General features: G+C 65.3%; 9 protein-coding genes and 1 tRNA gene. All 10 read right to left on the bottom strand.

Annotated elements, in window-relative coordinates:
• Positions 1–22: 22 nt before the first annotated feature.
• Positions 23–4,156 (bottom strand): DNA-directed RNA polymerase subunit beta, encoded by a 4,134-nt coding sequence (rpoB, locus tag BUR28_RS15170; RefSeq protein ID WP_074220891.1) that lies wholly within the window; start codon positions 4,154–4,156, stop codon positions 23–25.
• Between the two features lie 248 nt (positions 4,157–4,404).
• Entirely contained in the window at positions 4,405–4,785 is a 381-nt protein-coding gene (gene rplL / locus BUR28_RS15165; protein ID WP_074220890.1) for a 50S ribosomal protein L7/L12, read from the bottom strand.
• 72 nt (positions 4,786–4,857) lie between these two features.
• Positions 4,858–5,376: a 50S ribosomal protein L10 gene (gene rplJ / locus BUR28_RS15160; RefSeq protein WP_074220889.1), complete on the bottom strand. Its 519-nt coding sequence runs from the start codon at positions 5,374–5,376 to the stop codon at positions 4,858–4,860.
• A 269-nt stretch (positions 5,377–5,645) separates the two neighbouring features.
• The gene (gene rplA, locus BUR28_RS15155; protein ID WP_074220888.1) at positions 5,646–6,344 is read right to left on the bottom strand and encodes a 50S ribosomal protein L1; all 699 of its coding nucleotides are present in this window, start codon (positions 6,342–6,344) and stop codon (positions 5,646–5,648) included.
• A gap of 5 nt (positions 6,345–6,349) precedes the next feature.
• Positions 6,350–6,778, bottom strand: a complete 429-nt coding sequence (rplK, locus tag BUR28_RS15150) for a 50S ribosomal protein L11 (RefSeq protein ID WP_074220887.1) — start codon at positions 6,776–6,778, stop codon at positions 6,350–6,352.
• A 105-nt stretch (positions 6,779–6,883) separates the two neighbouring features.
• Positions 6,884–7,417 carry a transcription termination/antitermination protein NusG gene (nusG, locus tag BUR28_RS15145; RefSeq protein WP_074220886.1) on the bottom strand — a complete coding sequence of 178 codons (534 nt, stop codon included), beginning with the start codon at positions 7,415–7,417 and terminating at the stop codon, positions 6,884–6,886.
• A 179-nt stretch (positions 7,418–7,596) separates the two neighbouring features.
• Positions 7,597–7,788, bottom strand: coding sequence for a preprotein translocase subunit SecE (gene secE / locus BUR28_RS15140; protein WP_074220885.1), 192 nt, complete (start codon positions 7,786–7,788; stop codon positions 7,597–7,599).
• A gap of 201 nt (positions 7,789–7,989) precedes the next feature.
• Positions 7,990–8,065 (bottom strand) — tRNA-Trp (locus tag BUR28_RS15135).
• 426 nt (positions 8,066–8,491) lie between these two features.
• Entirely contained in the window at positions 8,492–9,667 is a 1,176-nt protein-coding gene (tuf, locus tag BUR28_RS15130) for an elongation factor Tu (RefSeq protein WP_074220884.1), read from the bottom strand.
• Positions 9,668–9,758: 91 nt separating this feature from the next.
• Positions 9,759–10,427: a hypothetical protein gene (locus BUR28_RS15125; protein ID WP_074220883.1), complete on the bottom strand. Its 669-nt coding sequence runs from the start codon at positions 10,425–10,427 to the stop codon at positions 9,759–9,761.
• Positions 10,428–10,479: the final 52 nt, after the last annotated feature.

Here is a 10,479-nt window from a genome sequence, read left to right as displayed (position 1 = left end):
GAGGGGGCCGGTTACGCGGCCCCTACTCGTCCTCCTCGTCCAGGAGTTCCATGTTGAGGCCGAGGCCGCGGACTTCCTTCACCAGAACGTTGAAGCTTTCGGGCACGCCGGCCTCGAAATTGTCCTCGCCCTTGACGATCGACTCGTAGACCTTGGTCCGGCCCGCCACGTCGTCCGACTTGACCGTCAGCATCTCCTGCAAGGTGTAGGCGGCGCCGTAGGCTTCCAGCGCCCAGACCTCCATCTCGCCGAAGCGCTGGCCGCCGAACTGCGCCTTGCCGCCCAGCGGCTGCTGGGTGACCAGGCTGTAGGGCCCGGTCGAGCGCGCGTGGATCTTGTCGTCCACCAGGTGGTGCAGCTTGAGCAGGTACTTCACGCCCACCGTCACGGGTCGAGCGAACTGCTCGCCGGTGCGGCCATCGAACAGGACCGACTGCCCCGAGGTGTCGAAGCCCGCACGCACCAGCGCGTCGTCCACATCGGCCTCCTTGGCGCCGTCGAAGACGGGCGTCGCGATCGGCACGCCGCGGGTCACGGTCGAGGCGGAGTCGACAAGCGCCTCCTCGTCCATCGCCGCGATCGCTTCCTGGTAGACGTCGTCGCCATAGGCGATGCGCATCGCCTCGCGCACCGGCGTCAGGTCGCCCGAGCGCTTGTACTCGTCCAGCGCGTCGTCGATCTTGAGCCCCAGGCCGCGCGCGGCCCAGCCCATGTGGGTTTCGAGGATCTGCCCGACGTTCATCCGCGAGGGGACGCCGAGCGGGTTCAGCACCAGGTCCACGGGCGTGCCGTCCGCGAGGAACGGCATGTCCTCCATCGGCACCACCTTGGACACGACGCCTTTGTTGCCGTGGCGGCCGGCCATCTTGTCGCCGGGTTGCAGCTTGCGCTTCACCGCGATGAAGACCTTGACCATCTTCATCACGCCCGGCGGCAGGTCGTCGCCCCGGCGCACCTTCTCGACCTTGTCCTCGAAACGGTGTTCCAGCGCACGCTTCTGCGCCTCGAACTGGGCGTTCAGCGCCTCGACCTGGGCGGCATCCTCCTCGCCCTCGAGCGCGAGTTGCCACCACTGGCCGCGGCTCAGGCCGTCCAGAAGCTCCTCGGTGATCTCGGAATTCGGCGCGACGCCCTTCGGGCCCTTCACCGCTTTCTTGCCGAGGATCATCGACTTGAGGCGCGCATAGATGTTGCGTTCCAGGATCGCCTGCTCGTCGTCCCGGTCGCGCGCGAGGCTCTCGACCTCTTCGCGCTCGATCTGCAACGCACGCTCGTCCTTGTCGACGCCGTGCCGGTTAAAGACCCGCACCTCGACCACGGTGCCGTAATCGCCGGGCGGCAGGCGCAGCGAGGTGTCGCGCACGTCCGACGCCTTTTCGCCGAAGATCGCGCGGAGCAGTTTCTCCTCCGGCGTCATCGGGCTTTCGCCCTTGGGGGTGATCTTGCCCACGAGGATATCGCCCGGCCCCACCTCGGCGCCGATATAGACGATGCCCGCCTCGTCGAGGTTGCGCAGCGCTTCCTCGCCCACGTTCGGGATGTCGCGGGTGATCTCTTCCGGGCCCAGCTTGGTGTCGCGGGCGGCGACCTCGAACTCCTCGATGTGGATCGAGGTGAACACGTCATCGCGCGCGATGCGTTCCGAGATCAGGATCGAGTCCTCGTAGTTGTAGCCGTTCCAGGGCATGAACGCGACGATCACGTTCTTGCCGAGCGCAAGCTCGCCCATGTCGGTCGAGGGGCCGTCGGCGATGACCTCGTTCTTGGTTACCTTGTCGCCCACCTTCACCAGCGGCTTCTGGTTGATGCAGGTGTTCTGGTTCGACCGCTGGAACTTGCGCAGCCGGTAGATGTCGACGCCCGGGTCGCCCGGCTCCAGGTCCTCGGTGGCGCGCACGACGATCCGGGTCGCGTCGACCTGGTCGATCACGCCGCCGCGGGTGGCCATGATCGCCGCCCCGGAATCGCGCGCCACCACGCGCTCGATGCCGGTGCCGACGAAGGGCGCGTCGGCCTGCAACAACGGCACCGCCTGGCGCTGCATGTTCGAACCCATCAGCGCCCGGTTCGCGTCGTCGTTTTCCAGGAACGGGATCAGCGAGGCGGCAACCGACACCAGCTGCTTGGGCGACACGTCGATCAGGTCGACGTTCTCGCGTGGGGCCATGGTGTATTCGCCGGCCTGGCGGGTGTTCACCAGATCGTTGATGAACCGGCCCTCATTGTCGAGATTCGCGTTCGCCTGGGCGACGGTGTGGCGCATCTCCTCGGTGGCGGACATGTAGTGGACCTCGTCGGTCACCTGCCCGCTCTCGACGCGGCGATATGGCGTCTCGATGAAGCCGTACTTGTTCACCCGCGCGAAGGTCGCGAGGCTGTTGATGAGACCGATGTTCGGGCCTTCCGGCGTCTCGATCGGGCACATCCGGCCATAGTGCGTCGGGTGCACGTCGCGCACCTCGAAGCCCGCACGCTCGCGGGTCAGGCCACCCGGACCAAGCGCCGACAGCCGGCGCTTGTGCGTGACTTCCGACAGCGGGTTGGTCTGGTCCATGAACTGCGACAGCTGCGAGGAACCGAAGAATTCGCGCACGGCGGCGGCGGCCGGTTTCGCGTTGATCAGGTCCTGCGGCATCACCGTGTCGATCTCGACCGACGACATCCGCTCCTTGATCGCGCGTTCCATCCGCAGAAGGCCGACGCGGTACTGGTTCTCCATCAGCTCGCCGACCGAGCGCACCCGGCGGTTGCCGAGATGGTCGATATCGTCGATCTCGCCCTTGCCGTCGCGCAGCTCCACCAGCGCCTTGATGCAGGAGATGATGTCTTCCTTGCGCAGCGTGCGCTGGGTGTCGGGTGCGTCCAGCGCCAGGCGCATGTTCATCTTGACCCGGCCCACGGCCGAGAGGTCGTAGCGCTCGGGATCGAAGAACAGCGAGTCGAAAAGCGTGGTCGCGGCCTCGACGGTGGGCGGCTCGCCCGGGCGCATGACGCGGTAGATATCCATGAGCGCGGTTTCCCGGTTCATGTTCTTGTCCTGCGCCATGGTGTTCCGGATATACGGACCCACGTTCATGTTATCGATGTCGAGCACCGGGATATCGGTGATCCCTGCATCCAGCAGCGCCTTGAGCGTGCCGCCGGTTACCTCGCCGTCCTTGTCGACGGTCCAGGTGAGTTCGTCCCCGGCCTCGACATAGATCGCGCCGGTTTCCTCGTTGATGATGTCCTTGGCGACGTAGCGGCCCACGATGTGATCGAAGGGCACGAGAAGCTCGGTGATCTTGCCCTCGTCGATGATCTTCTTAACCGCGCGGGGCGTGACCTTGTCGCCGGCCTTGCAGATCACCTCGCCGGTGTCGGCGTCCACGAGATCATAGCTCGGCCGCGTGCCACGCACGCGCTCGGGGAAGAACTTGGTGACCCAGCCCCTGTTCTTCTCCAGCTTGAACTGCACCGTGTCGTAATAGGCATCCATGATGCCTTCCTGGTCCAGACCCAGCGCATAGAGCAGCGTCGTCACCGGCAGTTTCCGGCGGCGGTCGATGCGCGCGAAGACGATGTCCTTGGCGTCGAACTCGAAGTCGAGCCAGGACCCGCGATAGGGGATGATCCGGCAGGCGAAGAGCAGCTTGCCCGAGCTGTGCGTCTTGCCCTTGTCATGGTCGAAGAACACGCCCGGAGAGCGGTGCATCTGGGACACGATGACCCGTTCGGTCCCGTTCACGATGAAGGTGCCGTTCTGCGTCATGAGCGGCATGTCGCCCATGAACACGTCCTGTTCCTTGATGTCCTTAACCGACTTGGCGCCGGTATCCTCGTCGACATCGAACACGATCAGCCGCAGCGTGACCTTCAGCGGCGCCGCATAGGTCATGTCGCGCTGCTGGCATTCCTCGACGTCGTATTTCGGGCGCTCCAATTCGTAGCGGACGAATTCCAGCACTGCGGTTTCGTTGAAATCCTTGATCGGGAAGACCGACTGGAACACGCCTTGGATGCCATCGCCGTCCATCGGCTCGGGCTGGTCGCCGGATTTCAGGAAAAGGTCGTAAGAGGATTTTTGAACCTCGATGAGGTTCGGCATGTCCAGGACTTCCCGGATCTTGCCGTAGTATTTGCGGAGTCGTTTCTGGCCAACGTAGCTCTGCGTCATGCTTGGTCTCGCCTTTCGTCTGTCGCGGTCGCGCAATGCCGTCGGGCCCCGGCCGCGCGCCGCTCACGAAACAGGGGGCAAGGTTCCATTCTTGCGGACGTCCCACCGACCGCTCCCGAACCTCGAACCGCACCTTGAAAAGGGCTCCGTTCGCCCAAGCCCTTTTCAAGACAGGTTCGGCCGGGCCAGGGAATCACCCCGGCCCAGCCAATGCGCATGGGGTCGCGGGCCGTCCACCCGCGCCCGGATCACTTGAGCTCGACTTCGGCGCCAGCCGCTTCGAGCTTGCCCTTGATCTCCTCGGCCTCTTCCTTGGAGACCTGTTCCTTGACGGCCTTGCCGCCGGCCTCGACCAGTTCCTTGGCTTCCTTCAGGCCAAGGCCGGTGATCGCGCGGACCTCCTTGATGACGTTGATCTTGGACGCCCCGGCGGACTTCAGAATCACGTCGAACTCGGTCTGCTCCTCGGCAGCCTCGGCTTCCCCACCGGCGGCGGGACCGGCCATCATCACGGCGCCGCCTGCGGCGGGCTCGATGCCGTATTCGTCTTTCAGGATGGTTTTCAGTTCCTGCGCCTCGAGCAGCGTGAGGTTCACGATCTCTTCGGCAAGTTTCTTCAGATCAGCCATTTCCGTTTCCGTTCTTTCACTTTGTCTGTTCCAACGCGAGCGCGATTCGCCTCACGCGGGATCACAAGTTGCTCAAGCGGCTTCCGCACGCTCCTCGATGGTCGAGAGGATGCTCGCGATATTGGAAGCGGGCGCGCCAATGGCCCCGGCGATGTTGCTGGCGGGTGCACCGATACAGCCGGCGATCGAAGCGATGAGCTCCTCGCGCGACGGCATGTCGGACACTGCCTTGACACCGGCCCGGTCCAGGAACGTCTCACCCATCGCCCCGCCAAGGATCTCGAACTTCTTGTTATCCTTGGCAAAGCCTTCCGCGACCTTGGCTGCCGCCACGGGGTCTTCGGAATAGGTGAGCACGGTCATGCCCGTAAGAAGGTCGGCGATGCTGGCGCAGGGCTTTCCTTCCAGGGCGATCTTGGCGAGCCTGTTCTTGGCGACGCGAACGGACCCACCCGCCTCGCGCATGCGCGCGCGCAGGTCCTGCATCTCGGCAACCGTGAGACCCGCGTAGTGCGCAACCACCACGACGCCAGAGCTTTCGAAGATCTGGCCGAGTTCCTCGACCACTTTCTCTTTCTGGGCTCTATCCACAGTTTCACTCCAATCTGGGGGTCGCCCCCCGGCTCAGTTTTGCCGGACCCAAAGGCCCGGCGGTCGGGTCCGTGAGGGTCCCGAGGCCAGGATCGCCCGAAGGAAAGACCTTCGCGGAATCTGTCTCGTTTCCCCATCTCAGGAAGGACATTAAGCGTCCCGTTCGGGATGCACCCTCCGTCTCGGACAGGACGGGGCGTATCCGCCCCGCCATCCCCCCACCCGAAGGCGCGGGAATTCGTGCAGGCGGGCCACCGGCCCGCCCGAAATCAGTTGCCCGTGGCCGAGGCCACGTCGATGGTGACGCCGGGCCCCATGGTCGAGGTCAACGACACCTTCTGCATGTAGGTGCCCTTTGCGCCCGTGGGCTTGGCCTTGTTCACCGCGTCGACAAAAGCGCGCACGTTCTCGACCAGCTTGCCCTCGTCGAAGGATGCCTTGCCAATGCCGGCATGCACGACGCCGGCCTTTTCGGCCTTGAACTGCACCTCGCCACCCTTGGCGTTCTTGACCGCGTCGGCCACGTCCATCGTCACCGTGCCGACCTTGGGGTTCGGCATCAGATTGCGCGGGCCGAGGATTTTCCCCAGCCGCCCGACGATCGGCATCATGTCCGGGGTCGCGATGCAGCGATCGAACTCGATCTTGCCACCCTGGATCGTCTCCATCAGATCCTCGGCGCCCACGATGTCGGCGCCGGCCTCCTTGGCCTCCTCGGCCTTGGGCCCGCGGGCAAAGACGGCCACGCGCACATCCTTGCCGGTACCGTTCGGCAGCGTCACCACGCCCCGGACCATCTGGTCGGCATGGCGCGGATCGACGCCGAGGTTCAGCGCGATTTCCACGGTCTCGTCGAACTTGGCCTTGGCATTGCCCTTGACCAGCGCGACCGCCTCTTCGACCGTCACATCGGACTTGCCGGCCACGGCCTCGCGCGCGGCGCGGACACGTTTTCCATGCTTCGTCATCGCGTTCACCCCTTCACCTCGATGCCCATCGAGCGGGCGGACCCCAGGATGATCTGCATCGCCGACTCGACATCGTTGGCGTTGAGATCCTTCATTTTCGCCTCGGCGATTTCGCGCACCTGGGCGACGCTGACCGACCCGGCGGTCGACCGGCCCGGCGTCTGCGAACCGGATTTCAGCTTGGCGGCCTTCTTGAGGAAATACGACGCCGGCGGCGTCTTGATGTCCATCGTGAAGGACTTGTCCTGATAGTAGGTGATGACCGTCGGGCACGGCGCGCCGGGCTCCATGTCTTGGGTCTTGGCGTTGAACGCCTTGCAGAATTCCATGATGTTGATGCCGCGCTGACCCAGCGCCGGGCCCACGGGCGGGCTCGGGTTGGCCTGGCCGGCCTTGACCTGCAGCTTCATCGTGCCTGCGAGTTTCTTGGCCATCTGGCCGTCTCCTTCTTCTCACCACGCCGGACCCACGCGAGGGTGGCGCATCGGTTTAGTGGTCCGGCCCGCGGGCGCGCCCGCTCGCCTCCCACGATGCTCACGTCAGGTGCCTTTCGAGACCTGCGTGAATTCCAGTTCGACCGGGGTCGCCCGGCCGAAGATCGACACCGTCACCTTCAGGCGCTGGTTGTCGTCGTCCACGTCCTCGACCATGCCCGAGAAGCCCTCGAACGGACCGTCGGTCACGTTGACGTTCTCGCCCACCTCGAATGTGATCAGCGAGCGCGGCGCGGCCTCGCCCTCCTCGACGCGGTTGAGGATCTGGTTCACCTCTTCGTCGCGCATCGGCATCGGCTTGCCCTGCGGACCGAGAAACCCGGTGACTCGGTTGATCTGGTTGATCAGGTGATAGCCACGATCCGTCATATCCATGCGCACCAGCACATAACCCGGCATGAAGCGGCGCTCGGTCGTCACCTTCTTGCCCCGGCGCACCTCGAGCACCTCTTCGGTAGGCACCAGAACTTCCTCGATCTCGTCCTCGAGACCGGCATCGGAAACGGCCTGCCTGATCTGTTCGGCGACCTTCTTCTCGAAATTCGAGAGCACGCTCACCGAATACCACCGTTTCGCCATAATGCCCGTTACCTCGTGTCCTCCGGCCTGGGGCCGTGATCTTTTCTCGAACGTCGCGCTTTTCCGGAACAAAAAACAGCGCGCAACCCGAATCGATGCACGCCGGCTCCCAGAGTAGAATTGGCCTTACAGATGTCGCCTGGGCGTTTCAAGGGCCGGCTGCGGGAAAACCTGTCGCCTCAGCCGAAAAACCCCAGGATCAACTGAAGCCCGGTCCGGATGAACCAGTCGACAAGGAAGAAGAAGATCGCCGTCAGCGTCGCCATGATCAGCACCATGATCGTGGTCAGAAGGACCTCGCGGCGGGTCGGCCAGACGACCTTCGCGACCTCCGCGCGGGTCTGCTGAATAAACTGAAGGGGATTTGCCATGGCCGGACCTGATCCTCGTCGTCAACGGCGCCGAGATACGCGCTTGGCGCCCCCATTGCAAGGGGCTGACCCGATGCCGGCCGCTTTCGCGTTCGAGACAGCTGGACGCGCCTCAGGCGGGATGTGCGCCCAAGCGGCGAGGCGTACGCGCGCCGTCTGCGCCTTGGCGACAGGAATCCGCGGACATGTCCTGAAGCGGCCTGGCAGGGGCGGAGGGGCTCGAACCCCCGACCCTCGGTTTTGGAGACCGATGCTCTACCAACTGAGCTACACCCCTAGGGCCGTGCGCCCGTTTACGTCCCTGCGCAGGCGGAATCAAGCCCGGTTTTTCGACCGCGGCTCAGGTTTCGCGGGCGGTGCGGTGCTACGCCGCCCCCATGTGCGCGTCTCCCCTCCGGCAACCGGTGACGCGTCGCCACCGTGCCCCGGGCAGCGCTCGCGCCGGAGTACGGCCGCGGAGGCCCCCGGCCTGCTGAGCGATGCGGAGCGAGCGTCTGTTGCGCGCTCGGGCGATACCGGGCGCAAGGCGCTGCAGACATTGCCGCTCCGGGCTGCTTCGCCGGCGACTCCAGGGCACAGCTTGCCGAGGGACGGCGTGCGCCCTCGCAGTCGCAGCGCGGGGGCCGGGTTGGCGACGGCCTCGCAAAGGGAAAGGGCCGCCCTGTCGGACGGCCCCCTCGTAATGTTCCGGCGTGCGGCCGGATTACTCGATGATTTTGGAGACGACGCCTGCGCCGACGGTGCGGCCGCCTTCGCGGATGGCGAAGCGGAGCTTCTCCTCCATCGCGATCGGCGCGATCAGTTCCACCTTGAACGACACGTTGTCGCCCGGCATCACCATCTCGGTGCCTTCGGCCAGTTCCACCGTCCCGGTCACGTCCGTCGTGCGGAAGTAGAACTGCGGGCGGTAGTTGGCGAAGAACGGCGTGTGGCGGCCGCCCTCTTCCTTGGTCAGGATGTAGGCCTCGGCCTCGAACTTGGTGTGCGGCGTCACCGAACCCGGCTTGCACAGCACCTGCCCGCGCTCCACCTCGTCGCGGTCGATGCCGCGCAAGAGCGCGCCGATGTTGTCGCCCGCCTCGCCGCGGTCCAGCAGCTTGCGGAACATCTCGACGCCCGTGCAGGTCGTCTTCCTGGTCTCCTTCAGCCCAACGATCTCGATCTCGTCGCCAACGTTGATCACGCCGCGCTCCACCCGGCCGGTCACCACCGTGCCGCGGCCCGAAATCGAGAACACGTCCTCGATCGGCATCAGGAACGGCTGGTCAACGGGACGTTCCGGCGTCGGGATGAAGTCGTCCACGGCCGCCATCAGCTCGCGGATCTTCTCCTCGCCGATCTCGGGGTTGTTGCCCTCCATCGCCGCCAGCGCCGAGCCCGCCACGATCGGGATGTCGTCGCCGGGGAAGTCGTAGCTCGACAGAAGCTCGCGCACCTCCATCTCGACCAGCTCCAGCAGTTCCTCGTCGTCCACCTGGTCGACCTTGTTGAGAAATACCACCAGCGCGGGCACCCCAACCTGGCGGGCCAGCAGAATGTGCTCGCGGGTCTGCGGCATCGGGCCGTCGGCCGCGTTCACCACAAGGATCGCGCCGTCCATCTGCGCCGCGCCCGTGATCATGTTCTTCACGTAGTCGGCGTGGCCGGGGCAGTCCACGTGCGCGTAATGCCGGTTCTCGGTCTCGTATTCCACGTGCGCCGTCGAGATCGTGATCCCCCGCGCCTTCTCCTCCGGCGCCCCGTCGATCTGGTCATAGGCCCGGAAATCACCGAAATACTTCGTGATCGCCGCCGTCAGCGTCGTCTTGCCGTGGTCCACATGCCCAATCGTCCCGATGTTCACATGCGGCTTCGTACGCTCAAACTTTTCCTTCGCCATGGGTGGGGCGCCTCATTGATTAGGGGGCCCTCAGGAAGGCCCGATTCAACATCGCGCGCTCTCTAGTCCGAGGTCACGGAGAAATCAAGCGTCAGTTGGCGGCGGCCGAATCCGTCTCGGGGCCGCCCAGGGTCGCTTGGGAGATCGACTCGGCCGGGACACCCGACGCCGCGGGCGCGACCGGCGCGTCGGCGGCCGGAGCTTCGGGGTCGAAGCCGAACCAGTCCTCGCGGTTCTCGACCAGCCAGCGTTCGATCCGGCGGGCCATATTGTCGGCCAGGTCGTGCATCTGCTCTTGCTTGCTGCGCGTCAGCCCAGTTCCGATCACGCTGTCGCCGGTCAGGTCCTCGAAGACCGACAACTGCTCGACCTCGGCGTTCAGCTTTTCGCCCGCAGCGTCATCCCAGACATTGGCCGACACCACAAGGATCGACTTCGGCGAGGCGATGACCGGCACGCCGGGCACCGCCAGCGCATAGCCATCCACATTCACCCCGAAGTGGTAGAGCTTGTCGCCCTCGTAACGCGCGAACCGCCGCTCCAGGGCCGCCTTCAGAACGCTTTCCCACTCCTCGGCGGTCGCGCTGCGGCTGGGGGGCACGAGCTTGGCGTCGTCGGCAACGACGATCGTATAGCCGAGGCTGAAATCGCCGAGCGGGACGGCCGGCTGACTAAGCGGGTCCTTGGCGGCGCAGCCGGCAAGGAGGACGGCCCCGCCAATCAGCAGCGCGGAACGAAGACTGGAAACGGCGTGATGCATGATCCCCCCGGTGTTGCAAACCCCGTACGGGATAGCGCAGGGGGGTAGCCCG

Source organism: Rhodovulum sp. ES.010 (assembly GCF_900142935.1).
In the GTDB taxonomy this organism is placed as follows: Bacteria; Pseudomonadota; Alphaproteobacteria; order Rhodobacterales; family Rhodobacteraceae; genus Rhodovulum.
This window is presented reverse-complemented; position numbering and strand designations above follow the sequence as displayed.

Coding starts and splice junctions, on each gene's coding strand:
- rpoB (WP_074220891.1), bottom strand. CDS start 4,156: ATGACGCAGAGCTACGTTGGCCAGAAACGACTCCGCAAATACTACGGC.
- rplL (WP_074220890.1), bottom strand. CDS start 4,785: ATGGCTGATCTGAAGAAACTTGCCGAAGAGATCGTGAACCTCACGCTG.
- rplA (WP_074220888.1), bottom strand. CDS start 6,344: ATGACGAAGCATGGAAAACGTGTCCGCGCCGCGCGCGAGGCCGTGGCC.
- rplK (WP_074220887.1), bottom strand. CDS start 6,778: ATGGCCAAGAAACTCGCAGGCACGATGAAGCTGCAGGTCAAGGCCGGC.
- nusG (WP_074220886.1), bottom strand. CDS start 7,417: ATGGCGAAACGGTGGTATTCGGTGAGCGTGCTCTCGAATTTCGAGAAG.
- secE (WP_074220885.1), bottom strand. CDS start 7,788: ATGGCAAATCCCCTTCAGTTTATTCAGCAGACCCGCGCGGAGGTCGCG.
- tuf (WP_074220884.1), bottom strand. CDS start 9,667: ATGGCGAAGGAAAAGTTTGAGCGTACGAAGCCGCATGTGAACATCGGG.
- BUR28_RS15125 (WP_074220883.1), bottom strand. CDS start 10,427: ATGCATCACGCCGTTTCCAGTCTTCGTTCCGCGCTGCTGATTGGCGGG.